We start from the raw sequence: 25161 nt of genomic DNA, 5'->3' as shown, positions 1-25161 counted from the left end.
ATCAGTTGTGCGCCGCCAGGGACTCGAACCCCGGACCCGCTGATTAAGAGTCAGCTGCTCTAACCAACTGAGCTAGCGGCGCCTGCTGACGAAGTAAATACTACCTGGTCCGGGAGGGTGGTTTTGACCATCGCTCTGCGGGGCATGGCGGGGCCCTCCGAGCGGCCGGGGCTCCCTCCGGGGGCGGCTGGGGCCGGGAGCGGGGCTCAGATGGAGAGGGAGAGCAGCATCGGGGCCGCCTCACGGTTGAGGGCGTCGGCGGCCTGGCGCAGCCGGTGGGCATGGGCCAGGGGGAGGGAGAGGGCCAGACACCCCACCGAGCGGCCGGCGCTGACCGGAACCGCCGCACAAACCGTGCCGATCGCGTATTCCTGCAGGTCAAGCACGGGCACAGTGGCGGGCTGGCTGTCCAGCTTGCGGAACAGTACCTTCTCGTTGGTGGTGGTCCGGGAGGTGAGCCGCACCGTCTTGTGGCGGGCGAGGTGATCGCGACGGCTGTCGTGGTCGAGCTGGGTGAGCAGGCATTTGCCGAGCGCCATCGCATGGGCGGCGGAGCGGAAGTCCACCCACTCGTTGACCTTGGGCGTCCGCGGTCCGTCCGCATACTGCGTGATCTTGATTTCGCCGTCCACATAGCGGCTGAGATAGACCGCCGCGCCCACCGAGTCGCGCAACGCGGTGAGGGAGCGCTGGAGCTTGTCCTGGACGGCATGGCCGCGGTCGGGGCCGGCGGAGCCCAGCAGGGCCAGGGAGATCCCGCCGACATAGGCACCGTCGGCGATCTGCTCCACATAGCCCTCACGGCGCAGCATCAGCAGCAGATCGGCGAGCTGGTGGGCCGGCAGCCGGGTCTCCCGGGCGATCATGATGTCGCTGACGCCGGACGAGTGTTTGGCGACGACCTCCAGGATCCGGAGGGCGTGCTGCACCGAGTGGAACGGTGCGGTCGGCTCGGGCCTGAGCGCCACGATTTCCCCCCTCGCAGGTTGGCGTGGCTTTGTATCACGATAACCGCCAAGGGGCTTATCCGGATCGGCTGTTGAGGATATTGCCAAGGTGCCGCACCCCGGCCAGCAGGGGCGTATATCCACGGCATATGACATAGGCATGCCCCCGCGGGTGGGTCGCGGGGGCAGTGCCGACAGGGGCCGGGTGATCTACCTGGCAGGGGGCGGATGATCTAGAGAACCGCGCTCAGGAACTCCCTCGTCCGCTCGTGCTCCGGCTCGGTGAAGATCTTCTCCGGCGGCCCGGACTCGATCACCCGGCCCGCGTCGAACATCAGCACATCGTCGGAGATGTCCCGGGCGAAGTTCATCTCATGCGTCACGCACAGCATGGTGATGTCCGTCGTATGAGCGATGTCGCGCAGCACATCCAGCACCCCGGCCACCAGCTCCGGGTCCAGCGCCGAGGTCACCTCGTCCAGCAGCATCACCTGCGGCCGCATCGCCAGCGCCCGGGCGATCGCCACCCGCTGCTGCTGCCCGCCGGAGAGCTGCGTCGGGTACGCGTCGCACTTGTCGCCCAGCCCGACCAGGTCGAGCAGCTCCCGGGCGCGGGTCTCGGCCTCGTCCTTGCTCAGGCCGAGCACATGCACCGGGGCCTCGGTGATGTTCCGCAGCACCCGCATATTGGGGAAGAGGTTGAACTGCTGGAAGACCATCCCGATCTTCTTGCGCACCTCACGGGTGTGCTTCTCGCCCGCCGGGACCAGCGAGCCGCCTCTGTCCTCATGGGTGAGGTAGTCGCCGTCGACCTTGATCGTGCCCTCGTCCGGCTTGATCAGCGTCATCAGCAGCCGCAGGATCGTGGTCTTGCCCGATCCCGACGGGCCGATCAGGGTGACGTGCTTGCCGGAGGACACCGAGAAGTCGAGGTTGTCCAGGACCGTATTGCTGCCGAAGCGCTTGGTCACCTGGTCGAAGCGGATCAGTTCACTGCCGTCCACGGCAGGATTCGTGTGGTCGGTTTCAGTGGCCAAGACGACGCTCCAGGGCTCGCATCAGAAGGGAAGCCGGATAGGCGATGACGATGAAGGCGATGCCGACCATCGTGTAGGGCTCGATGTACTGGAAGGACGACGCGCCTTCGGCGCGCGCCTTCTGCAGCATGTCGACGACGCCGATCAGCGCGAGCATCGGGGAGTCCTTCAGCATCGCGATGACGTAGTTGCCCAGGGCGGGCACCACCCGGCGGATGGCCTGCGGCAGGATCACCGCGGTCCAGGTACGGCCGCGGGAGAGGCTGAGCGCGGTCGCCGCCTCCCACTGCCCCTTGGGCACACCGTCGATACCGGCCCGGTAGACCTCGGCGGTGTACGTCGAGTAGTGCAGGCCGAGCGCGATCACGCCGGTGGTGAGCGCCGAGAACTTGATGTCCCAGGTCGGCAGCACGTAGTAGAAGAAGAAGAGCTGCACCAGCAGCGGGGTGTTGCGGATGAACTCCACGACCGCCGCCACCGGCCAGCGCACGAAGCGGGTCGGCGAGCGGAAGGCCATCGCCCACACCAGGCCGAGCGCGAACGCCAGGACCGAGCCCAGCGCGGTCGCCTCCAGGGTGATCAGCAGTCCGCGGCCCAGCTCGGGGAGGAAGTCCTTGGCCACATCCCAGTTCCAGGTCACTGGGCACCTCCCGTGATGATGTTGGACGACTGCTCGGACTCCTGGCGCGCGGACAGCTTCCGGGTGACCAGCGGGCCCTTGTCGGACTTCACCGGAGCCTGGCCGATGCCCGCCTTGGCGCGCCGTTCCAGCAGCCGCATCAGCCGGGTGAGGACGAAGGCCAACACGAAGTAGAGGACCAGGATGATCGCGTAGATCTCCAGGCTGTCGCCGGTCGCCAGCCGCGAGAGCTGGGCGGCGAAGGTGATGTCGGCGACGCTCACCGCGGAGACCAGGGCGGTCGCCTTCAGCAGCTCGATCAGCAGATTGTTGAAGGGCGGGATCATCTCCGGGATCGCCTGCGGCAGGATCACCCGGCGCATCCGCTGCGCGGGGGTGAAGCTGAGCGCGATGGCCGCCTCACGCTGCGCCGGGGCCACCGAGGCGATCGCGCCGCGCACGATCTCCGAGCCGTACGCCCCGTAGGTGAGGCCCAGCGCCAGCACCGCCGCCCACATCGACACCAGTTGGTACCCGAAGGCCAGCGGCATCACGAAGAACAGCCAGAACATCAGCACCAGGGCCGAGGTGCCGCGGAAGATCTCCACATAGAAGCCGGTCAGAAAGCGGACGATCCACAGCCGGGAGGTGCGGGCGATCCCGATGCCGAACGCCACGGCGGCCGCGAAGACCGCGCTGAACAGGGTGAGCTGGATGGTGATCCAGACGCCCGGAAGAAGCCAGTTTTCCCACAGTCCGGCCGTCATGAGCACAGCTCCTTGGCGGTCAGATCGGTCATCTCTTCCTTGGTGAAGCCGAAGGGCCGCACGATGCGCAACAGCTCGCCGCTCTTCTTCATCTTGTGCAACTCGACATTGAAGGCGTCCCGGAGCTTGGTCTCCTCCGGCCGGAAGGCGAAGCCGCCGGCGCCGATGTCCGGTTTGCCGTCGACGTACGCCTGGAACGGCTCGGTGGCCTCGGCCCGCCGGCTGTTCCGCTGCTTCACCACGTTGTGGACGGTCACGGTCGTACCCGCGAAGACATCGGCCCGGCCCTGTTCCACGGCCAGCAGCCCGGCGAGCTGGTCGGGGAGGATCAGCATGTCGCTCTGCTTGATCCCGACGGCCTCCGCGTAGCCGATCTCGGCATATGCGGTACCGGTGGCCATTTTGGCCTTCTGCTTGACGATGTCCTCGTAGTTGTGGATGTTCTTGGGGTTTCCCTTGCGCACGATGAACGCGTCACGCATGCGGTAGTCGGGGTCGGAGAAGATCACCTGGGCGCAGCGGTCCGGGTTGATGTACATCCCCGCCGACACCACGTCGAACTGCTGCGAGCGAAGGCCAGGGATGAGCGAGCCGAACTCGGTCGGCACCGGCTGGACCTTGGGCACCCCCAGCCGCTTGAAGATGACCTTCGCGATCTCCGGCGCCTCGCCGGTGAACTCACCGTTTTTGTCGATATAGCCGAATGGGATCTCCCCCGCTATTCCCAGTCGGACCGTGCCTTGCGACCGCAGTCGCTCCAGCAGATTGCCCCCGTCCTCGGCGCCGGAGCCGGACACCCGGCTGCAGCCGGCCGCGCCCAGCAGACCCAGGGCCGCGCCGCCGGCGAGAAGAGAGCGGCGGCTGGGTCCCATTTTCGCTATTTCTCTGCTATCGGTGTCTTTCTCACGTGGTGGAGCCATGGGCGCGCGGCTACCCGACTCCAGCAAATGTATGCAGGCTGTTTCCGGCCCTTGATACAGCCGATGCCTGGGTAGGCCCCCTACGGCAGGACTGGTTCCGAAGCGACCTGGAGGAAAGTCGATGGTTGACCGAGCCGACCGGTTCATCGAGGTCTCGCTCGAGAAGCGCGGGGTGAGCTGCACGGCCAAGCTCCTCGACGAGCGTGCGCCGATCACCTGCGAGGCGGTGTGGAACGCACTACCGCTGGGGGGTGACGTATATCACGCGAAGTACGCGCGCAATGAGATCTATGCGCTGCTGCCCCCCTTCGCGCCCGAGGAGCCGCCCCTGGAGAACCCGACGATCACCCCGATCCCCGGTGACCTGTGTTACTTCACCTTCACGGACACCCAGCTCGGGACCACGTCGTACGGATACGAGACCGACGCCAAGCACCAGGGGCGGCGGCAGGTCGTCGACCTGGCGCTCTTCTACGAGCGGAACAACCTGCTGATCAACGGCGACGCGGGCTGGGTGCCCGGGATCGTCTGGGGCTCGGTGGTCGACGGCCTGGACCGGATGGCCGACGCCTGCCAGGACCTGTGGCGCGCCGGGGCGCTGGGGGAGACCCTCAGCTTCCGCCGGGCGTAGCTCTCGGTTTCCGCCGGGCGGAGGCCCTCGGTTTCCGCCGGGCGGGGCCCTCGGCTTCCGCCGGGCGGAGAGCTTCGGCTTTCGCCGGGCGGGGCCGTTGGTTTCCGCCGGGCGGAGAGCTTCGGCTTTCGCCGGGCGGCGGCCCTCGGCTTCCGCTCGGCGTAGCGCACGGACCGGCCCGGGGCGGCTCCGCCCCGGGCCCGGCCGCGCGTGCCAGGCGCCTCAGGCCGCCGCGGGGCGCACCGCGTCCGCCAGCCCGGCCTCGAACAGCGCATGCGCCGCCCGGAGCACCAAGGCGTCCGCGTGGCGCGCGCCCACGAGCTGCACCCCGATCGGCAGGCCCGCGCCACTGAGGCCGCACGGCACCGACGCCGCGGGCTGCTGGGTCAGGTTGAACGGGTAGGTGAACGGCGTCCAGCCCGTCCACCGAGTGTGCTCCGAGCCCTTGGGCACCTCGACCCCCGCCTCGAACGCGGTGATCGGCAGCGTCGGGGTGACCAGCAGGTCGTACGCGGAGTGGAACCGTCCCATGGCATGGCCGAGGGCCATCCGCACATCCACGGCCGCCAGATAGTCCAGCGCGCTGTACGACGCCCCCTGGGCGCAGATCTCGCGCAGCCCCGGATCCAGCAGCTCCCAGTCCTCCGCCCCCAGCGGCTGCACCACCCGGGCCGCGCCGCTGAACCACAGCGTGTGGAACGCCTCCACCGGATCCTCGAACCCCGGGCCGATCTCCTCGACCACCGCGCCCAGCTCCGCCAGCAGATCCACCGCCCGCCGCACCGCCGCGGCCACCTCCGGGTCGACCACGGCCGTACCGCCGAGCGAGGGGCTGTAGGCCACCCGCAGCCCGTCCACCCCGCCCCCGCCGGGGGCGAGCGCCTCCTGGAAGCCTCCCCCGGAGGGTGCCAGCTGGGACCAGTCGCGCCAGTCCGGACCGGAGATCACATCCATCAGCAGTGCCGCGTCCGCCACGTCCCGGGTCATCGGCCCCACATGGGCCAGGGTGCCGAAGGCGCTCGCCGGATAGAGCGGAACCCGCCCATAGGTGGGTTTCAACGCGAAGATGCCGCAGAAGGACGCCGGGATACGGACCGAACCCCCGCCGTCCGTCCCCAGGCTCAGCGGACCCGCGCCCAGCGCGACCGCGGCCGCGCTGCCGCCACTGGAGCCGCCCGCGGTCCGCTGAGGGTCGTACGGATTGCCGGTGACCCCGTAGACCGGGCTGTCGGTGACACCCTTCCAGCCGAACTCCGGGGTCGTCGTCTTCCCCACGAACACCGCGCCGTGCTCGCGCAGCCGCGCCACCGAGGGCGCGTCCTCGTCCCACGCCTGGCCCTCGGGCCGTACGGTCCGCGAACCGCGCAGCGTGGGCGCGCCACGCAGCAGCAGGATGTCCTTCACCGACACCGGAACGCCGTCCACCAGGCCCGCGGGGGCCCCGCGCCGCCACCGCTCGGCGGACTCCTCCGCCTGCCGCAGCGCGCCCTCGGCGTCCACCCGGCTGAAGGCGTTCACCTCCGGCTGTATCTGCTCGATCCGGTGGAGGACGGCACGGGTCGCCTCGACCGGGGAGAGCTCGCCGGAGGCATAGCGCTCGATGAGTTGAACGGCTGTCAGGTTGTGAATGTCCGTCATCCGGCTCTCCGTTCAGGTCCTGCGATCAGTCCACCGGTACGTACCCGAGGCGTTTGTCGACGATGTTGAGCAGTGGCTCGCCCGCGCACCAGCGCTCGTAGTTGTCCTGGAACTGGTCGGCCAGATGGTCGCGCCACCCGACCGTGTCGCCGCTCATATGGGGTGAGATGAACAGCCCCGGCACGTCCCACAGGGGATCGTCCGAGGCCAGCGGCTCGTGTTCGAAGACATCCAGGGCCGCGCCGCCGATCCGACGGGCCACCAGGGCCGCCGTAAGGTCCTTCTCGACGACCAGGGGGCCGCGGCCGACGTTGATGAACCGGGCGGTGGACTTCATCCGGTCGAAGATCGTCCGGTCGAACATGCCGCGGGTGGCGTCGGTGAGCGGCGCTGCGCACACCACCCAGTCGGCCGAGGGAAGCAGCTCGGGCAGCTCGTCGCCGCCGCGCACGCCCGGCCGCGCGGTACGGCCGACCAGGTCGACCACCACGCCGAGCGAGGCCAGGGCGGTGTCGATCGCCCGGCCGATGGGGCCCGCGCCCACGACCACGGCGCGCGTACCGGCCAGCCGCATCGTCTCCCGGTGCTGCCAGCGGCGCTGCCGCTGCAGCTCCCAGGTGCCGTGGAAGTCCTTGGCCATGGAGATCACCAGGCCGGCCACATACTCGGCGATCGGCTGTTCGAAGACCCCTCGGGCATTGGTCAACACCGTGTCGGACGTGACGAGTTCGGGGCAGAGCAGCCGGTCGACCCCGGCGCTCGCGGTATGGACCCAGGCCGGCCGGGGGCCCTCACCGGGCCAGGCGTCGCGGACCGCGTCGGAGGTGAAATCCCAGACCAGGAGCACATCCGCGGCAGGGAGTGCCTGGGGGAGCGAATTCTCGTCGCAGACAAGTACCTTCGCCCGGTCGGCCACCCGGTCCAGGTGGACCGGCGGCCGGTCGCCGAAGACGACAACTGTGCTTTCGGACATAGGCGGGAAACCGTTTCGAAACGTGGATGGGTTTGCCTGAAGAAGGAGGGGGCAGGCGCCTCAGTTTGAGGATTGACCACGCTAGGCAGCGGAAACTACCGTCGTCAACAACGGCATCTGTCCCGGCGTCCCCGGCAGTAGGCCGGTCTCTCTCCATCGCAACCTCTGGCCAATGGTCCAGTCCCTCCGTTCCGTATTGGGGCTCGCTTTGGACGTCTCTTTTCTGGGTGGCCCACAGCCGCAGCGCGGCGTGGGTGTGGTGGCACCGTTCGACTTCGCACTCGATCGTGAACTATGGCGCTGGGTACCCGATGAGGTCTCCCTGCACCTCACCCGTACCCCGTTCGTACCCGTCGAGGTCAGCCTCGACCTGGCCCGGCTCGTGAGCGAGCACGAGACCTTGCACGACGCCGTGCAGGCGCTGGCGGCCGTCGCTCCGGAAGTGGTGGCGTACGCCTGCACCTCGGGCAGCTTCGTCGGCGGTGTGGCCGGTGAGCGCGCGATGTGCGCGGCCATGTCCCAGGCGGGTGAGATCCCGTCGCTGACCACCTCGGGCGCGCTGCTGGAGGCGCTGCGGGAGATCGGCGCCCGGCGGATCGCGGTGGTGACGCCGTACACCCGGTCGGTCACCGACTCGCTCGAGGAGTATCTCGCCGAGGGCGGGATGACCGTCACCGGACGGGCGTACCTCGGCCTGACCCGGCACATCTGGAAGGTGCCGTACCGCGACGTGGTCGACATGGCCCGGCAGGCGGTAGTCGGGGCGACCGACGCGCTCTTCATCAGCTGCACCAATCTGCCGACCTACGACGTGATTCCGCAGCTGGAGGCGGAGCTGCGGATGCCCGTGCTGTCCGCGAACCAAGTCACCATGTGGGCGGCGCTGCGGGCGATCGGCGCCGAGGCCGTCGGGCCGTACCAGGCGCTGATGGACCCGCTCGCCCGGTCCGGTCCGGCGGGGATGTCGGTGTCGCCGATGCGCCGCCCGCTCCCGGTGACGGACCCCGTCGTCGAATCGGTGATCGAGGCCGTGGAGGCGGTCGAGGCCGCGGTGGACGAGCCGGAGGCGGCGCTGGCCGGGGCGGCGTCGCCCGGGCTGGACGGCGATCCGGCCGACGGGCTCGACCCGGGCTTCGGAACCGGCCTCGGCGAGGGCCCCTACCTCGACGATTCGGGCGGCCCGTCGCCGGTGTGACGGCCGGCCCGTCGCCGGTGTGACGGCCGGTCTGTCGCCGGTGTGGCGGGCCGGTCTGTCGCCGGGCCGAGGGGCCGGTCTGTCGCCGGTGTGGCGGGCAGGTCCCTCGCCGGTGCGGAGGGCAGGTCCGTCACCTGCGCGAGGGGAGTTGTCCGGCGGGTGGGAACCCGCCGGGCCTCCGCGGTGTAGGAGAAGTAAGAGCAGTGCAGGGGGCGGCGCTCGCGGGGGCCGCCAGTAAGGAGGCAGTCATGGTGGACTCGACGCGCCCGGCCCCGGACACGGTCGGCTTTCTCTACCCCGGATACTCCGCCGAGGACGAATACCCCCGCCTGGAAGGCATGCTCGGCGGCGACAGCGGCGATGTCCGGCTTCCCCTCGTCCATACCGACATCGGGGAGGACGCCCATCGGGTGGACGCCCTGCTGGAGATGGGTTCCGCGGCCCGCCTCGCGGCCGGGGTCGCCGAGCTCGCCGAGCGCGGGGCCCGGGCTGTGGTCTGGGCCTGCACCAGCGCCAGTTTCGTCTTCGGCTGGGAGGGCGCGCATGAGCAGGTGCGCGAGCTGGGCGAGACGGCCGGATTGCCCGCCTCCAGCACCTCCTTCGCCTTCGCCCACGCGGTTCAGGCGCTCGACGCCGAGCGGGTGGCCATTGCCGCCACCTATCCGGAGGATGTCGCCGACTACTTCAGGGCATTTTTGAAGGCGGCGGGCGCCGAGGTGGTCTCGATGCGTGGCAGCGGGATCATCACGGCCGCGGAGGTCGGCACCTGGGGCCGGGAAGAGGTGCTGGAGCTGGCCCGCGCCGGGGACCACCCCGAGGCCCAGGCGGTACTCCTTCCGGACACCGCCCTGCACACCGCCGCCTGGATTCCGGATCTGGAGGCGGAGCTGGGCAAGCCGGTGCTCACGGCCAACCAGGTCACGGTCTGGGAAGGGCTGCGGCTGCTGGGCCGCGATCCGGTCCATGACCGGCTGGGCACGCTCTTCGCCCCGAGCGGCGGATAGCGGCGGCTGGTTCGGCCGCGCAGGGGCGCGGCACGGTGGCCGGGGGGCCGATGACGGAGAGCTGAATCCCGGCGGAATTCCATGTCGCTCTTTCGCCATCAGGGCATTCCGCTTATCGGACTGCGCCTAGCATGCAGCCGTGCGTCGCCAACATCTCTCCCCGGTCCCGCCGGCACGTTATCTGCTGGTCGCCGGTGCGGTGACAGTGGCCACGGCCGTCGGAATCGGCGTGCTGGCGGTCGGCGGGGACTCCTCGGACGGCCCTGGTGCGACCCCCTCCACGAGCGGAAGCGCGCCCGCGAAGGCATCGGACGGGCTTCGGCACACCTCCGTCGAGGTGTCCGAGGGCGGCTGCGGCCGTGGCTGGACCGATCCCACCCGTGGCAAGCAGGTCTTCGATCTGCGGAACACCTCCAGCAGACCGGCCGAGGTCTATCTCACCGATCCGGCGAACGGCGCCGTCTACGGAGAGGTGGAGGGCCTGGGCCCCGGCACCAGCAGACCGCTGAGCGTCACGCTCGGCGGCGGCTCCTACGCCTTCGTCTGCCTGCCCGAGGAGGTGGACGCGGTCACCGGACCCACCGTCACCGTCCCCGGACCGGCGCGGGGCGGTGGACCGGCCGCGGTTCCGGTCGGCCAGCAGGATCTGATCCCGCCGACCATCGCCTACCAGAAGTGGGTGACGGGCCGGATGGACGAGCTGGTGCGGCGCACGGACGCGCTGCGCTCGGCCATCCGCTGCGGTGATCTGGCCACGGCCCGTGCGGCCTGGCTGCCCGCCCATCTGGTGTACGAGCGGATGGGCGCCGCCTATGGTGCCTTCGGCGATGCCGACGGGGCCATCAACGGCACCACGGCGGGGCTGTCCGGCGGGGTCCATGACCCGGACTTCACCGGATTCCACCGCCTCGAGTACGGCCTGTGGCACGGCCAGTCCGCGAGCTCCCTGCGCCCGGTCGCCGACCGGCTCGTCAGGGGCGTCCGAGGGCTGCGGGACGACTGGCCGCAGGAGCGGATGGACCCGGCCGACCTGGGCCTGCGGGCGCACGAAATCATGGAGAACACCGTGCAGTTCGAGCTGACCGGCCGCACCGACTACGGCAGCGGCACCAACCTGGCCACCGCGCGGGCCAACCTCGACGGCACCCGGGCCGTGCTGACCCGGCTGGAGCCGCTGCTGAAGCCCCGTGCCCCGTGGCTGCCCGAGCTGAAGAGCGATCTGGACCGCACCGAGCGGACCTTGGAGCGCTCGCACCACGGGGACCGCTGGACCCCGCTGGACCGGCTGAGCCGCACCGACCGCCAGCGGCTCAACGCGGACGCGGGCGCGCTGGTGGAGCGGCTGGCGCAGGTGGCGGCGCTGATGGATGTGCGGAGGACCCGGTGAGCGAGGTGCTGCGCAGGGGCTTTCTGCTGGGCGCGGCCGCGGGCACGGTCGGCGCGGTGGCGGGCGTGGCCGGGGGCACGGCGGCCGCGAAGGAGGAGGAGCCGGGGAAGAGGCCCACCCGCGTTCCCTTCCACGGCGCCCATCAGGCCGGCATCCTCACCCCGCCCCAGCGGGCCACCGCGCTCATCGCCTTCGACGCCATGGCCGAGGGACGCGAGGAGCTGGCCGACGCCTTCCGTACGCTCACCGAGCGGTGCCGCTTCCTCACCACCGGAGGCACCCCCGACCCGGTCGGGATCACCGCGCCGCCCGCCGACTCCGGCACCCTGGGCTCTCAGGTGGCCGCCGACCGGCTGACCGCGACGGTCGGCGTGGGCGCCTCGCTCTTCGACGAGCGGTACGGGCTGCGGGACCGCAAGCCCCGGCGGCTGACCGCGATGCGGTCCTTCCCCGACGACGATCTCGACCCCGACTGGTGCCATGGCGATCTGAGCCTCCAGCTGTGCGCCGACAGCACGGACGCGGTGCTGCACGCGCTGCGCGACATCGCCCGGCACACCCGGGGCGCGCTGCAGATCCGCTGGCGCGTCGACGGCTTCGTCAGCCCGCCGCGCCCGTCCGGCACCCCGCGCAACCACATGGGGTTCAAGGACGGCACCGCCAATCCGGACACCGATGACGCCCGTGCGATGGACCGTCTGGTGTGGGTGGGCGCCCACTCCGCGGAGCCGGCCTGGACGACCGGCGGCAGCTATCAGGTGGTCCGGCTGATCCGGATGCTGGTGGAGTTCTGGGACCGGGTGTCGATCAGCGAGCAGGAGCGCATGTTCGGCCGCAACCGGGACTCGGGCGCCCCGCTGGACGGTCAGCACGAGTTCGACACCCCGCGCTACGCACAGGACCCCAAGGGCGACATCATTCCGCTGGACAGCCATATCCGGATGGCCAATCCGCGCACCGCCCGGACCGAGGACCAGCGCATACTCCGCCGTGCCTACAACTACGACCGGGGCATGGACGCCAACGGCAACTTGGACATGGGGCTGCTGTTCTGCTGCTATCAGCAGGATCTCGCGCGCCAGTTCGAAACGGTGCAGAAACGTCTGGCGGGGGAGCCGCTGGTGGACTACATCACCCCGTTCGGCGGCGGCTATTTCTTCGCGCTCCCCGGTGTGAAGGACCGCTCCGACTGGCTGGGACGGACCCTTCTGTCCTGACACCGCCCCACCATCCGGTCAAGAACACCTCAAGAGTTCCTTGGATTCTTCTGACCCTCTATTCACTCGGCCGCCTCCATGGATTCCATCGGAGAGTCCTGCCCGCGGCACAGGATCAGGCGCAGGCGTGAATCGCGAATCATGTGGAGGCATGGGATGGGCGGCACCGCAGGATCCGAAGGCGGCCGACGGCGTGGCCGGGTCGCGCGCTGGGGTGCCCTGGCCGGCGCCGCGGCCCTGGCGACCGTGGGCGGGGTGGCCCCCGCATGGGCCGCACCCACGAAGGGCGGCGACACCGCGACCCCGGTGAAGCATGTGGTGGTGATCTTCGACGAGAACATCTCGTTCGACCACTACTTCGGCACGTACCCGAAGGCGGCGAACACGGACGGCACGAAGTTCACGCCCTCCAAGCACACGCCCAAGAACATCGACACCCTGGCGCACGCCGGGCTGCTGAAGAAAAACCCCAATCTCTACAAGCCCAAGCGGCTGGCCAGTGACCAGGCCATGACCTGCGACCAGAACCACTCCTACGGACCCGAGCAGTACGCGGCCAATGGCGGCAAGGCCGATAAGTTCGTGGAGAACACCGAGGTCAGCAAGTGCACCGGGCTGTTCGGCGAGCCCGGCCTGGTGATGGACTACTACGACGGCAACACCGTCACCGGCCTGTGGAACTACGCCCAGCACTATGCGATGAGCGACCGCTCCTTCAGCTCGGCCTACGGTCCCTCCACCCCCGGAGCGCTGGAGCTGGTCTCGGGCCAGACCCACGGCGTGATCTCCACCGACCCCAAGTCCTCCACCGAGAATCCGAAGCAGACCGACAAGCCGGACGCGTACGCGGTGGCCTCGCCGGATGCCAAGGGCGTCGGCACGATGATCAACGACCCTGATCCGGCCTTCGACGACTGCTCCAACAAGGACCACACCAGCGCCAACGCCCTGGCCCGCATGCAGGGCAGGAACCTCGGCGATCTGCTCAACGCCAAGGGTGTGACCTGGGGCTGGTTCCAGGGCGGCTTCCGGCCCAGCACCGCCTGGGACGGCGAGCAGGACCACTACGCGAAGTGCTCCGGCACCACCCATAAGAACGTCGGCGGCGCCGAGTCGGTGGACTACAGCCCGCACCACGCGCCGTTCCAGTACTACAAGTCCACGGCCAACCCGCATCACCTCCCGCCGAAGAACGTCCAGGAGATCGGGCACAGCGGCCGGGCCAACCACAACTACGACCTCACCGACTTCGACGCGGCGCTCAAGACGGGCCATCTGCCGTCCGTCAGCTTCCTGAAGGCCGCCCAGTACCAGGACGGCCACGCCGGCTACTCCGACCCGGTCGACGAGCAGCACTTCCTGGTCAAGCAGATCAACGCGATCCAGAAGTCGCCGCAGTGGAAGGACACCGCGGTCGTCGTCGCGTACGACGACAGCGACGGCTGGTACGACCACGCCTACGCCAAGCCGCTCAACGGGTCGAAGGACAAGACCGCCGGCTCCAACGGCGAGGCCACCGACAGCCCCGCCTGCCAGTCCGGCCCCGAGCCCGCCGCCGGCTACCAGGACCGCTGCGGCCCCGGCCCCCGGCAGCCGCTGCTGGTGATCTCCCCCTTCAGCAAGGCCAACAAGGTCGACCACACCCAGACCGAGCAGACGTCGATCACCCGCTTCATCGAGGACAACTGGCACACCGGCCGGATCGGTGACGCCTCCTTCGACAGCCGGGCGAACACCCTCTCCGGGCTGTTCGACTTCCGCCACCCCAACAACACCCAGGTGCTGCTGAAGTCCGACGGTTCGGTCGCGTCGGTGCACAAGGCCGGTCACTACACGACCTCAGCACTGGCCGCCCACGCCCCGATCGTGAACGCGGCGGCCGCCAACGCGCTGACCACCCGGCGTCTCGCCGATGACCGGGGCGCCTCCGTCGCCCTGCCCATCGGCCTCACGGCGGGTGTGCTGGTGCTCGGCGGCGCCGGTACGGCGCTGGCCCTCCACCGCCGCCGCACCGTGCGGACCGCGGGCTAGGCCCGTCCGCGCGAGCACGGCACACCGCCGTCGGGTCCGCCGCCACACCTCCTCCCCAGGTGGCGGCGGACCCGGCCGTATACCGGGGGCGGGGAACCAGAGGTGGGACGTAGAGGGGAAACAGCGGCGGGGAATAAAGCGGAGCCTTTCTCCGGTTGAATGCACGCGGTAGACGTAGAGGCGTACCGAGACAGACGTACGCGCACCGCAGTGCGACCAGGGAGGCGGGCCACCGTGGCCGATGAGCAGGACCGGCGAGACGACCAGCACGACCCCATCCGGGCCCGGGCCCTCGGCAGCGCACCGGTGCCCCTGTCGGTGCTGGACCTCGCGACCGTCGGCAGCGGGGTGACGGCCGCCGAGGCGCTGCGGACCACCACCGAGCTCGCCCGGCTCACCGAGCGCCGGGGCTTCCACCGCTTCTGGGTCGCCGAGCACCACTCCATGCCCGGGGTCGCCAGCACCTCCCCGGCGGTGATCCTCGCCCACCTCGCCGCGTACACTGAGCGGATCCGGCTGGGCTCGGGCGGGGTGATGCTCCCCAACCACGCCCCGCTGGTCATCGCCGAGCAGTTCGGCACCCTGGAGGCGCTCGCCCCCGGCCGGGTGGACCTCGGCCTCGGCCGCGCGCCCGGCACCGACGGGGCCACGGCCGCCGCCCTGCGCCGCACCGAACGGCTGCGCGAGGGCGCCGACGACTTCCCCCAGCAGCTCGCCGAGCTGACCCGCTTCCTCGACGACGACTTCCCCGACGGCCACCGCTACGCCCGTATCCACGCGGTGCCGGGGCCGGTGCAGGGCACCGTGCCCGGCGGGGTCCAGTCCGCCGACCGGCCCTCGATCTGGCTGCTGGGCTCCAGCGGATTCAGCGCCCGGCTCGCCGGGATGCTCGGCCTGCCGTTCTCCTTCGCCCATCACTTCTCCGCGGCCAACACGGTCCCCGCGCTCGACCTCTACCGCGAGACCTTCCGGCCGTCCGCCGCGCTGGACCGGCCGTACGCCTCGATCGGTGTCTCGGCCTTCGCCGCCGAGGACGAGAAGGAGGCCCACCGGCAGGTGCTCACCGGCGCCCTGGCCATGATCCGGCTGCGCACCGGACGCCCCGGTCTGGTGCCGACGCCCGAGGAGGCGGAGGCGTACGAGTTCAACGAGATCGAGCGCGACTTCATCAACAGCTGGCTCGCCAACGTCGAGTACGGCACTCCGGACCAGGTCCGCGAGGGGCTCGACGGGCTGATCAAGCGCACCGGAGTGGACGAAATCAAGATCACGGCCAATGCGCACGGCCGTGACGCCCGTCTGCGCTCGTACGAGCTGATCGCGGACGCCTACGATCTCCCGACGGCGCAGACGGAGGCGTAGCCCCCACCGAGCCAGTCCTCACCGGCCCAGCCCTGACCGGCGTAGCCCTAACCGGACGCCGGGCAGGTGATCATCGTCTGTATGCGGTCCGGCGGCACCGGACGGGAGTAGAACCACCCCTGTCCGGTATCGCAGCCGATCCGCCTCAGCCGCTCCGCCTGCTCGGCGCTCTCCACGCATTCGGCCGTCACGGTCAGGCCCAGCCGGTGCGCGAGCTGCACCAGCGCCTCGACGATGGTCTCGTCGGCCGGATTCGGATGCTCCTCCGCCCGGAACCCCTGGACGAACGAGCCGTCCAGCTTGAGCGTGGAGACCGGCAGCCGGCTGAGATAGGCGAGGTTGGAGTAGCCCGTCCCGAAGTCGTCGATCGCGATGGGCACCCCCATATCGCTGAGCCGCTGCAGCGCCTGCAGTGGACGCCCCGTCGACCCCATCACCGCCGACTCGGTCAGCTCCAGTTGCAGCAGACGCGGCGGCAGCCCGGTCTCCGCCAGGATCGTGCCGACATCGGCGACCAGGTCGGAGTCCCACACCTGGCGGACCGCCACATTGACGCTGACCACCAGCGGATGGGTCGGATTGGCCAGCTGCCAGGCGCGGGCCTGGCGGCAGGCGGTGCGCAGCACCCACCGGCCCAGCGGCACGATCGCGCCGTTCTCCTCGGCCAGCGGGATGAACCGGTTCGGCGACAGCCGCCCGAACTGCGGATGGTCCCAGCGCACCAGCGCCTCCACCCCCCGGACGACCCCGTCGCCCAGCCCCACCAGCGGCTGGTAGTCGAGCACGAACTCGTCCCGCTCGACCGCCGGGCGCAGGGTGCTGGACAGCGCCTGCCGGGTCATCCGATGGGCGTTGCGCTCCGGGTCGAAGAGCGTCCAGCGCGCCTTGCCGTCCTCCTTCGCCCAGTACAGCGTGGTGTCCGCGGCCTGCATCAGCCAGGTGGTGTGGGTGCCGGCCGCGGGCCGCTCCACCACGCCGATGCTCGCCGACACCGACAGCCGCTGCCCGCCCACGTCGAACGGTTCCTGCAGGGCGGCCAGCAGCGTCCGGGCGAGGTCGCAGAGCTGCTCGGTGCCGGTGGAGTTGCGGACCAGCAGGGCGAACTCGTCCCCGCCGAGCCGCGCCACCAGATGGCCGCCGGGCGCGGCGCATTCGGTGAGCCGCTGGGCGACCGCGCCGAGCAGCCGGTCGCCGACCCGGTGGCCGAGGGTGTCGTTGACCGCCTTGAAACCGTCCAGGTCGAGATAGCAGAGCCCGATCCGGCCGGTGCCCCCGTGGTCGTAGGTGGCCGCCTCCAGCGCCGAGGTCATCCGCTCGAAGAACAGGCTCCGGTTGGGCAGCCGGGTGACCGGATCGTGCATCTGCAGATGGCGCAGCCGCCCCTGGAGATCCCGCTGATCGCTGATGTCGGCCATCGACAGCAGCAGACTGCAGCTGTCCGGCGCGGGCTCGATGGTGATCTCGGCCCACAGGGCGTGGCCGTCGGCGCGCAGCAGGCGCCGGGTGCGGCGCAGCCGCGCGAGACGGCCGCCCAGCACGTCCCGGTACTCCTTCCAGGTGCGCGGATCCTCGCGCAGATTGGCCAGATCCGCCGCGCTGCGGGTGGTCAGCAGGGCCGGATCGGTGCCGAGCAGGGCGCCGAGCGCGGGGTTGGCGTCGCGCACTCTGCCCTCGCGGTCGACGACGGCCATGGCGAGGCGCGCCACATTGAAGGCGGCGCGGTAGTCGCCGGGCGCGGGGCCCGGGGCCGGGCCGGCGCCCGGGGGCGCGCCTGGCGCCGAGGGCGCCTCCGGCGGTGGGGGCGCGCCCGCGACCGACGGCGCGTCGATGGCCGGGCGAGGTGCGCCGGCGTCCTCCGCAACGGGGAGGACGCTGGGGGCAGCATCACGCTCTGTGATCGTCGGCAGCGTCGCGCCCAGGGCGCGGCCCTGCCCGTCAGGGATTCCGCTCACCGCTCGCTCCCGCGTGGCGTTCGTTGTGTCCAGGTTGTTCGTACGCATCTTGTTGTCTCACACCGGGTGCCGGGCAGACCGTAATTTCCTGCCTGAAGGGGGATTCCCCGCTGGACATGTGCCGATCATAGGGGCTCGTACTCCGGGCGTTTCATCGACGTCATCGCGCTCACCGCCGCCTTGACAATGTGTTTGGTCGTATCTGTTCGACTCTGCGCGGGCCAACAGCCGCTCTGACCGATTGTGACCGTCTGTTACGTACCCGGATCGCGGCCTCTTCACTCGACCAGCCCATCCCAACAGGGCGTACCCCGCCAATTCACCTCAGGGTGGAGTGGGTGTTCGGACTACGCCCGGGAGGTCGACATGGTGCGTCCTCAGGTACCCGAGGGGGTGCACCGGCAGCCTCGGTTGCGTCGGACCGGGGCCCTGCTGACCTCGTTGAGCGCGCTCATCGCGACCACCGTGGTGGCGGGCCCCGCTGTCGCGGCCGGCCCCGGCGGCCCCTGTGACCTGGAACGTACCGACGCCCACCACTCGGAGGGCCTGGACACCTGGAACTCCCGCTATCCGCGCCCGGTGCGCCGATTGGACGCGGCGATGGTCTTCCTGTCGTTCCCGGACGCCAAGCCCAGAGTCACTCCGGCCCGGCTGGCCGCCGACCATGTCCCCGCGACCCCCGACTTCTTCAAGCGGGCGTCCTACGGGAAGTTCGCGCTGCGGGTGCATCCACTGCGGCGCTGGCTCACCATGCCCCAGCGCTCCACCGCGTACGCCATACAGCGCGACTGGAACGCCAAGCGCCGCGCCGCGTATCTGCGCGACGCCATCGCGTCCGCCGATCCGCACCTCGACTTCGGCCACTATGACCTCGTCTATCTGGTCGCCGACCCCGATGCGCCAGGTGTGGACGCCGACGCGACGAAAGTGGTCAACTTCGAAAAGCCACTGCGCGCCGACGGTGTTGATCTGCGCCGCCTGGTGACTGTTTTCGAACACCATCCGCCGGACCGCAATGTCCTGGCCCATGAGACCGGCCATGTCTTCGACCTGCCCGACCTCTACCACCGGCCGAAGGACACCGACGCCAGCGCCGAATGGGACACCTATGTCGGCGACTGGGACCTGATGGGAAGCCAGTTCGGCATGGCACCCGATCCGTTCGGCTGGCACAAGTGGAAGCTGGGCTGGCTCGGCGCGCGCCAGGTGGCCTGCGACCGCGCCCTCGGTCCGCGCCGATACACCCTCCACCCCCTCGCCGCCCCCATGGGACGGGGCAGGCCCGGCGCCGACACCCGCACCCGGCTGGTCGTCGTCCGCACCGGACCCACCACCGCACTGGCCATCGAGGCGCGCGGCGGCCGCGGCAACGACGCGGGCACCTGCACCGAGGGCGTGCTGGTCTACCGCGTGCACAACGACAAGGCGTCGGGCGACGGCCCCGTCCAGGTGCTGGACGGCCATCCGGCCACCTCCGCCTGCTGGAACGAGTCGGTCTACCCCGAACTCGCCGACGCCCCGCTCGGCGTCGGCGACAGTCTGTCGGTCAAGGAGGACTCCGTACGGATCACGGTGGCCGGCCGCGCCGCCGACGGGGGCTGGACCGTCCGGGTCAACCGCCGGGCGCGGTGATGACGGTGCAGCGCCGATCTCCTACGACCGGTCGGGCCGCTGACGAAGCCCCGCAGACGACCAGGTCGGGCCGCTGACGAAGCCGCGCCGATGGCCGGGGCGCCCTCCCGGACCGATGCCGAGCGCACCGCCTCGATCGTCCATGACGCCGCCGTGGACCTCGTCCTCACCGAGACCGCCCACGCCACCGAGACCTCCCGCAGGCTCTCCCGGGTCGGCCGCGCCGGTCTGACCTGCCTCGCCGTCGACGGACTCCGCCCCGACGGGTACGCCGGCGCGCCCCGGCAACCCGTCCGCACCACCGCCGACAGCCTCGCGCTGCTCGCCTACGACGCCGGGCCCGTCACCGCCCCACGCGGCGCCCTGCTCACCCATGGCAGCCTTACGGCGGCCATGGCCGGGCTGCGGCGAACGCTCGGCACCGACCGCCACTCCCGGATCGGCGGCTGGCCGCCCCGCCGCCACACATCGGGCTGATCGGGCAGGTGCGGCATCCGCTGTGGCTGGGCGCCACCGCCGTGACGCTTCCGGCGGAGCCGTTCCGCACCGATCCGCTCGGCTGGCTGCGGGCCATCAGCCGCCATGGCATCACCGAAACCGTCGCGCCCGACATCCTCCACGCCCGCTGCGCCGCCCTCCTCGGCGACGAGCCACCGGCCGGGCTCGACCTCTCCCGCTGGCGGACCTCGCTGAACGCCGTGGAGCCGGTCTCGGCCGGAACCATGGCCGCCTTCCCCCACCGCTGCGCGCCTCTGGGGCTGCGCCCGGGCACCCTGGCGGCCGGCTACGTCCCGGCCGAAGGGGCCCCGGTGGCGCCGGCCACGGGGCGCGCACCGGTGCCGGGTGCGGACTTCGCCGTCGTGGACCCGCTGACCGGGCGCCGGCTCCGTGACGCCCTCCTGGTGGACGGCCACACCCTGCATCCACAGGACGCGGAGCGCGAACTGCTGCGCTGCGCACGGGCGCTGGGGTGGGCCCGGGTGTTCTGCGCCGGGCCCGGTGCGGGGGCGCTGTGGTCGTCCAGGAGGTCGTCCGTACGGTCGGCGGGGCGCGCACCGGGCTGCCCCGGCTGGCGGCGCGGATCCGTGCCCTGATCGCGGAGGAGTTCGGTGTCATGACCGGCGCGCTGCTGCTGGTGCGCCCCGGCACCGTGCGCGGGGCGGGAACCGCCAAGGTGCGGCGCGCCCTGCTGCGCGAGCGCTATCCGCGGGGTGAAGTACACGCCCTGCACGCGGAGTTCGGGCCGGAGATCGGTGAGCCGTGCCGGGGTGGTGCGGCATGACAAGGGGGCGCGCGGTCGCGCTCGCGCAACGAGATATGCGTTCGACGGGCGCATTTGCCCGCGAATCTATGGAAAGGCCGGGAGAGCGGGGGAATAATCGGCATGCGGGGTGATGACGGGGCCGGGGAAAGCAGGGGGCGGGATGGTCAGGGTGCTGATCGCGGAAGACATGCATATGTTGCGCAAGGCCCTGGTCGCCCTGCTGGAGTTCGAACCGGACATCGAGGTGGTGGCCGAATTCTCCAGCGGCGCCGATATCCTGCCGCGCGCCCGTGAGCTGCGCCCGGATGTCGCGGTGCTCGATATCGATCTGCCGGGTATGGACGGGCTCACCGCCGCGGCCGAGTTGAGCACCACCGTTCCCGAATGCCGCACCATGATGCTCACCAGCCTCGGCCGCCCCGGAAATCTGCGCCGGGCGCTGGCGGCCCATGTCTCCGGCTTTCTGCTCAAGGACAGCAGCCCGGACAAGCTGAGCGACGCCATCCGCGCCGTCGCCCGGGGTGAGCGGGTGATCGATCCACAGTTGGCGCTGGCCGCGCTGGACGACGGTCCGCAGCCGTTGACCCCGCGTGAGCTGGAGGTCCTGCGGTTCGCCGCGAAGGGGGAGGAGTCCGCGCAGATCGCGGCCAAGCTGTTTCTGTCGGTGGGCACGGTGCGCAACTATCTGACGTCCGCCGTGACCAAGCTGGACGCCCGCAACCGGGTCGACGCCATCCGGATCGCCCGCGAGGCGGGCTGGCTGTAGAGCGCGTCGGGCCCTCACCCCCGTCCCGCCGTCACGCCCCTCATGCCGTCACGGTCGGCCCCGGGCCGTACTCCTCCTTCGAGTCCTTGTCCTTCGAGTCCTTCGAGCCGCGCTCCCGGCCGCTCCGCGGCGGCGCGTCCACGGACACATCCAGCTCCGCCCGTAACTCGAACCAGCCGTCCGACCGCACGCCCGCGCGCAGCCGCCCGCCGAGGTTCTCCACCCGGACCCGGAGGTTGCCGATTCCGCTGCCGCCGTCCGTGCTGTCGGTGCGCAGGATCGTGGACGGCCGTCCGACCCCGTCGTTGACGAGGGTCAGCCACACCTGGCGCCCGCTGCGCCGCGCCTCGATCGCGCAGTGGTCGGCCTTGCTGTGGCGCAGCACATTGGTCAGCCCCTCGCGCAACACGCTGGCCAGCACCGTGTCCACCAGCTCCGGCAGCGGTCCGCAGTCGATCTCGGACGTGGCGCTGATACCCGCCGCGGCCAGCATCGAGCGGGCCGTCGCCGACTCCGCCGACAGCGACATCTTGCGGTAACCGCTGGCCACCGCCCGTACGTCGGCGAGGGCCTGACGGGAGGTCTGCAGGATCTCCGAAAGCTCCTGCTGGGCCCGGGAGTTCTGGCGGGGCACCAGCCGGTGCACCAGCTCGCATTTGAGGGTGATCGTGGACAGGCTGTACCCGAGCAGATCGTGCACATCCCGGGAGAACCGCAGCCGCTCCTGGGCGACCGCCAGCCGGGCCAGCTCCGCCCGGGACCGGGACACCTCGGCGACCAGCCCGGACAGCCGTGAGAGCCCGAAGACCACCAGCCCGGTCAGCGCGGTGGAAACCGAGGTGTACGCGACCTGGCCCCAGCCGAAGCCGACCTGGAACAGCAGCACATCCGTGCACAGCAGGATGGCCGCGAACGCGGGCCACGCCAGCGCCGGTGCCAGCACCAGCAGCGAGGAGCCGGCCAGAAAGCCCGGCATGCCCAGCCAGGCGTGCTTGAAGACCGCGAAGGGGGCGAAGGTCAGCACCGCCTGGAGCGCCAGCGTCCGGCGCCGTGCGCCGCTGAGCCGGGGCGCGAGGCCGGGGAAGGAGTGCAGCATCTGGAGGCAGAGCAGCATGGTCATCGGCAGCAGCGCCAGCCCGAGCATCGCCGCGTCGATCGTCCTGCCCGAACGATTGCCGTCGACCACATAGGTGACGGCCACGGCGAAGTAGCCCACCAGTACCAGGACCGTGATGACGACGGCCAGGCGCGGCGCCAGATTGTCGTGGTGGCGCGGTGAGTGGTTCCCGGCATCGTCGGGCAAGAGGCTCCCCTGCACTCGTCCTCCGGATGGTCGGGCCGGATTGGGCGGCTTGCCCGAGAGTATCCGATCTTTACTCGGGGTGGAGAGGCCACGTGAAAGGCTCATGGTGTACGCAGAGTTACGCGTTATCACGGGGGATCACAGGAAAAACGGAATCGGGTTGAGATCCGCGTAGGGCGTGGGCCCCGGCAGCCGTCCGAGCGCGACCGGGACGTCGAAGAGCCGGCCGGGCGCGAACCGGGCCCAGTGCGGGCGCATTCCGGGCACCAGCACCTTGGCCACCGGCAGCCCCACATCCGGCCGGGTCTGGTCCAGCACCAGCAACTCCATCCCCCGCTGCCGCACCAACTCCCTTACGGCGGCCAGTGCGCCGCCCTCCGGGGGCCCGGATATCCCCGGGGGCGGTACGGCGGCCGGATCGGGCGTCAGATACGGGTGGTCGGCCAGGGTCGCGGTACGGAACCAGCGCAGCGCCTCGGGCTCGGCGGTGCCGTAGCCCCCGCCGTCGGCGCGGGCCTCGACCACCGCCGGGAGCATCTGGTTCAGCTCGGCGAAGGCGTGGCACAGCGCGGTGTGCCGGTCGAAGTGGGCGCCGAAGCCGAGGGTGATGTCCTCGGCGGGCTTGTCGAGGCGCCGGGAGAGCGCGGCGACCACCGGGATGCCGAAGTCCGTGGCGAGGTCCAGGGCCCACACCTCGCGCCGCAACCCCCGGTGGGCGGTGCGCACTTCGGCCAGCCACGGGTCGTCGAAGGCGTCGAGGGCCACGGCGGGCTGCCGGGTGCGGTTGTACCACCACAGGGCGACCGCGTCCCGCTCCACCAGCTCCAGGAAGCCCCGTACGACGGCGTCGGCCAGCGTGCCGCCCGCCGCCGCGCCGTTGGAGTCCGCCCGGCAGCAATGGCGGCCCGGGGGCTGCGGGGCGCCGTAGTACAGCAGCGCGGTGGGCAGCAGCCGGTGGCGCTCGGCGGTGAGTGACCACACCGGGGTCCAGTCCAGCTCCGCGCCCTCGTCGAACGGATCGTGGATCCGGTGGCGCGCGGGGAGGGCGGGGTCGCGGAACTGGCGCGGGTCGAAGAGTTGGACGGTGTCCGGGTGCACCGTGTCGTCCGGGTGCAGATCGCGGTAGCGGGCGCGCTGCCGCGGCTCGTCACCCTGGAAATGGCCGCTGTAGTGCTCCAGGGCCTCGCACAGCGCGCTCGCCCGCGCCTGTTCGGCGGTGCGGCCCTTACCGTGGGCGGCCGCCCGCAGTCCCGCCCTTACGGCGTCCAGGCCGCCGTGGGGACCCGCTCCCGCGTACGAAGGGTGGCGGGCGTGGAAGCAGTTGAGGACGGCGGGGCCGCGTGGATCGCGCCGGATCTCGGTGACCAGCCCGGTGACCGGGTCCACCAGATGTCCGTAGCGCTCCATGATCCGGCGCGGGGAGGTGTCGGTGCCGCTCTCGGCCAGCGGATCCCGTGGCGACGGCAGCGCCAGGGGTGCCCGTATCCGGGCCGCGACCAGCGCCGGATCGCCGCAGCCGGGGCACTGCGGGCGGCGGGAGAGCGGATGGCGGTCCACGGTGGCGGTGAGGCTGTCCAGGGTGCGCAGCTCCCTCTGGCCCGGATGCCGGTGCCCGGCCAGCCACTTGGCGGCCTCCAGGGCGGCGAGCTGGAGCGCGGCGGCGCGGCTCGCGGGCAGGGAGGCGGGTGGGCGCGGCACCGGTCCGGGCCGGCCGAGCCGGCGTTGGAGATAAGCCTCGGCCTGCCGTCCGCGCCACAGCCGGTCGGCCAGACAGACCCAGCAGGGGTCGTCGGGGGCGCCGAGGAACGGGCCCAGCCACGCCTGGGTGCCCACCGGTTTGACGGGGAGCCAGCGACGGCCGGCGGCGCGGTGGGCGGCGTCCACGGCGGCGAGCCGCGGATCGAGGTAGTCATCGCACACCACAAGGGTGAGTTCTGCGTCGTCATGTTGACGGGGGGTGATTTGACATATTTCTCGCCGAGGGCTAGGGGCCCCGGAAGCCGGATCGCCATCCGCCGCCTCGCCGTCCGTCGCCTTCCCGTCCACGGTCCTCAGGTCCGCGATCCGCAGCCCCGCGGCGCGCAGCGCCCGGACCACCTCGCCCGGGTCGGCCGAGCCGAGGACCAGCGGGGCCACGGCGGGGCGGGACGGCGGGGGTGCGGAGGGCGGGGCGGAGCCGCCCGCGGTGTGCAGCCCGGCCAGCTCCCAGTACGCCTCCTCGGGGGTCCAGGCGTGGTCCCGCTCGGAGACCAGCCCGGCCGCGCGGAGGCGGGCGATCACGCGCTCGGCCTGCCCGGCCGGGACCGCACCGGGCGGCCCCGCGGCGCCGGCGGGCGCGGCGGCCTCGGTGAGGATGTGGGCGAGGTCCCGCGACCCGTCGAGCAGCGGCGCAAGCGCGGCGATCGCCCGCCCGTGCAGCGCCGTGACCCCGTGCTCGGAGACGAGATACACGGCCTCGCCCGGCACCGGCTCGACCCGCAGATGCGGTGTGAAGCCCAGTTCGCCGGTCATCGGCC

22 protein-coding genes and 1 tRNA gene are annotated in these 25161 nt (G+C 71.2%); 12 read left to right on the top strand and 11 right to left on the bottom strand.

Features of this window, described 5'->3' with window-relative positions:
* Nucleotides 1-8: 8 nt before the first annotated feature.
* The 6 genes from BLV72_RS11780 to ehuB form a co-directional block, all read right to left on the bottom strand.
* Nucleotides 9-82 (bottom strand) — tRNA-Lys (locus BLV72_RS11780).
* Between the two features lie 124 nt (nucleotides 83-206).
* Entirely contained in the window at nucleotides 207-968 is a 762-nt protein-coding gene (locus BLV72_RS11775; protein WP_093462071.1) for an IclR family transcriptional regulator domain-containing protein, read from the bottom strand.
* 212 nt (nucleotides 969-1180) lie between these two features.
* Nucleotides 1181-1951 (bottom strand): ectoine/hydroxyectoine ABC transporter ATP-binding protein EhuA, encoded by a 771-nt coding sequence (gene ehuA, locus BLV72_RS11770; protein WP_059142026.1) that lies wholly within the window; start codon nucleotides 1949-1951, stop codon nucleotides 1181-1183.
* Between the two features lie 22 nt (nucleotides 1952-1973).
* Nucleotides 1974-2624, bottom strand: a complete 651-nt coding sequence (gene ehuD, locus BLV72_RS11765; RefSeq protein ID WP_093462070.1) for an ectoine/hydroxyectoine ABC transporter permease subunit EhuD — start codon at nucleotides 2622-2624, stop codon at nucleotides 1974-1976.
* Nucleotides 2621-3370 carry an ectoine/hydroxyectoine ABC transporter permease subunit EhuC gene (ehuC, locus tag BLV72_RS11760; protein ID WP_093462068.1) on the bottom strand — a complete coding sequence of 250 codons (750 nt, stop codon included), beginning with the start codon at nucleotides 3368-3370 and terminating at the stop codon, nucleotides 2621-2623. Before ehuC ends, ehuD begins: the two co-directional genes overlap by 4 nt.
* Nucleotides 3367-4290, bottom strand: coding sequence for an ectoine/hydroxyectoine ABC transporter substrate-binding protein EhuB (ehuB, locus tag BLV72_RS11755; RefSeq protein ID WP_093462067.1), 924 nt, complete (start codon nucleotides 4288-4290; stop codon nucleotides 3367-3369). The genes ehuC and ehuB overlap by 4 nt, the downstream gene beginning before the upstream one ends.
* Before the next feature lie 121 nt (nucleotides 4291-4411).
* Here ehuB and BLV72_RS11750 point away from each other — a divergent pair, with 121 nt between their 5' ends.
* Nucleotides 4412-4921 carry a DUF3830 family protein gene (locus BLV72_RS11750; RefSeq protein ID WP_093462065.1) on the top strand — a complete coding sequence of 170 codons (510 nt, stop codon included), beginning with the start codon at nucleotides 4412-4414 and terminating at the stop codon, nucleotides 4919-4921.
* Nucleotides 4922-5143: 222 nt separating this feature from the next.
* Here the strand turns inward: BLV72_RS11750 and BLV72_RS11745 are convergent, their stop codons facing one another.
* Nucleotides 5144-6559, bottom strand: a complete 1416-nt coding sequence (locus BLV72_RS11745) for an amidase (RefSeq protein WP_093462064.1) — start codon at nucleotides 6557-6559, stop codon at nucleotides 5144-5146.
* Nucleotides 6560-6584: 25 nt separating this feature from the next.
* Nucleotides 6585-7532, bottom strand: coding sequence for a D-2-hydroxyacid dehydrogenase (locus tag BLV72_RS11740; protein ID WP_093462062.1), 948 nt, complete (start codon nucleotides 7530-7532; stop codon nucleotides 6585-6587).
* A gap of 208 nt (nucleotides 7533-7740) precedes the next feature.
* On the opposite strand from BLV72_RS11740, the gene BLV72_RS11735 reads away from it, so the two are divergent.
* The 6 genes from BLV72_RS11735 to BLV72_RS11710 all read left to right on the top strand — a co-directional run bounded on the left by BLV72_RS11735 (nucleotide 7741) and on the right by BLV72_RS11710 (nucleotide 15728).
* Nucleotides 7741-8727, top strand: coding sequence for a maleate cis-trans isomerase family protein (locus BLV72_RS11735; protein WP_093462061.1), 987 nt, complete (start codon nucleotides 7741-7743; stop codon nucleotides 8725-8727).
* Nucleotides 8728-8975: 248 nt separating this feature from the next.
* A complete protein-coding gene (locus tag BLV72_RS11730) occupies nucleotides 8976-9731 on the top strand; it encodes a maleate cis-trans isomerase family protein (protein WP_093462059.1) in 756 nt (251 codons plus the stop codon).
* A 139-nt stretch (nucleotides 9732-9870) separates the two neighbouring features.
* A complete protein-coding gene (locus tag BLV72_RS11725; RefSeq protein WP_093462058.1) occupies nucleotides 9871-11118 on the top strand; it encodes an EfeM/EfeO family lipoprotein in 1248 nt (415 codons plus the stop codon).
* A complete protein-coding gene (gene efeB / locus BLV72_RS11720) occupies nucleotides 11115-12335 on the top strand; it encodes an iron uptake transporter deferrochelatase/peroxidase subunit (RefSeq protein ID WP_093462056.1) in 1221 nt (406 codons plus the stop codon). The genes BLV72_RS11725 and efeB overlap by 4 nt, the downstream gene beginning before the upstream one ends.
* Nucleotides 12336-12491: 156 nt before the next feature.
* A complete protein-coding gene (locus BLV72_RS11715) occupies nucleotides 12492-14366 on the top strand; it encodes a phospholipase C (RefSeq protein WP_093462055.1) in 1875 nt (624 codons plus the stop codon).
* Between the two features lie 234 nt (nucleotides 14367-14600).
* Nucleotides 14601-15728: an LLM class flavin-dependent oxidoreductase gene (locus BLV72_RS11710; RefSeq protein WP_093462053.1), complete on the top strand. Its 1128-nt coding sequence runs from the start codon at nucleotides 14601-14603 to the stop codon at nucleotides 15726-15728.
* A 47-nt stretch (nucleotides 15729-15775) separates the two neighbouring features.
* Here the strand turns inward: BLV72_RS11710 and BLV72_RS11705 are convergent, their stop codons facing one another.
* Nucleotides 15776-17728: a putative bifunctional diguanylate cyclase/phosphodiesterase gene (locus BLV72_RS11705; RefSeq protein ID WP_093462052.1), complete on the bottom strand. Its 1953-nt coding sequence runs from the start codon at nucleotides 17726-17728 to the stop codon at nucleotides 15776-15778.
* Between the two features lie 318 nt (nucleotides 17729-18046).
* Between BLV72_RS11705 and BLV72_RS11700 the strand changes: the two genes are divergently transcribed.
* From BLV72_RS11700 to BLV72_RS11680, 5 genes are all read left to right on the top strand, one after another.
* The gene (locus BLV72_RS11700) at nucleotides 18047-19312 is read left to right on the top strand and encodes a M6 family metalloprotease domain-containing protein (protein WP_093462050.1); all 1266 of its coding nucleotides are present in this window, start codon (nucleotides 18047-18049) and stop codon (nucleotides 19310-19312) included.
* 90 nt (nucleotides 19313-19402) lie between these two features.
* The gene (locus BLV72_RS47880) at nucleotides 19403-19789 is read left to right on the top strand and encodes an acyl-CoA synthetase family protein (RefSeq protein WP_093462049.1); all 387 of its coding nucleotides are present in this window, start codon (nucleotides 19403-19405) and stop codon (nucleotides 19787-19789) included.
* Between the two features lie 8 nt (nucleotides 19790-19797).
* Entirely contained in the window at nucleotides 19798-20406 is a 609-nt protein-coding gene (locus tag BLV72_RS11690) for an acyl-CoA synthetase family protein (protein WP_093462047.1), read from the top strand.
* Nucleotides 20325-20594 (top strand): hypothetical protein, encoded by a 270-nt coding sequence (locus BLV72_RS11685; protein WP_093462046.1) that lies wholly within the window; start codon nucleotides 20325-20327, stop codon nucleotides 20592-20594. Before BLV72_RS11690 ends, BLV72_RS11685 begins: the two co-directional genes overlap by 82 nt.
* Nucleotides 20595-20736: 142 nt before the next feature.
* Nucleotides 20737-21342, top strand: coding sequence for a response regulator transcription factor (locus BLV72_RS11680; protein ID WP_093462044.1), 606 nt, complete (start codon nucleotides 20737-20739; stop codon nucleotides 21340-21342).
* Between the two features lie 40 nt (nucleotides 21343-21382).
* Here the strand turns inward: BLV72_RS11680 and BLV72_RS11675 are convergent, their stop codons facing one another.
* Both BLV72_RS11675 and BLV72_RS11670 read right to left on the bottom strand, forming a co-directional pair.
* On the bottom strand, nucleotides 21383-22645 hold the full coding sequence (locus BLV72_RS11675) for a sensor histidine kinase (protein ID WP_244320730.1): 1263 nt from the start codon (nucleotides 22643-22645) through the stop codon (nucleotides 21383-21385).
* A 138-nt stretch (nucleotides 22646-22783) separates the two neighbouring features.
* Nucleotides 22784-25156 carry a TOMM precursor leader peptide-binding protein gene (locus BLV72_RS11670; protein ID WP_093462041.1) on the bottom strand — a complete coding sequence of 791 codons (2373 nt, stop codon included), beginning with the start codon at nucleotides 25154-25156 and terminating at the stop codon, nucleotides 22784-22786.
* Nucleotides 25157-25161: the final 5 nt, after the last annotated feature.

This window comes from Streptomyces melanosporofaciens (assembly GCF_900105695.1).
Taxonomy (GTDB): Bacteria; Actinomycetota; Actinomycetes; order Streptomycetales; family Streptomycetaceae; genus Streptomyces; species Streptomyces antimycoticus.
This window is presented reverse-complemented; position numbering and strand designations above follow the sequence as displayed.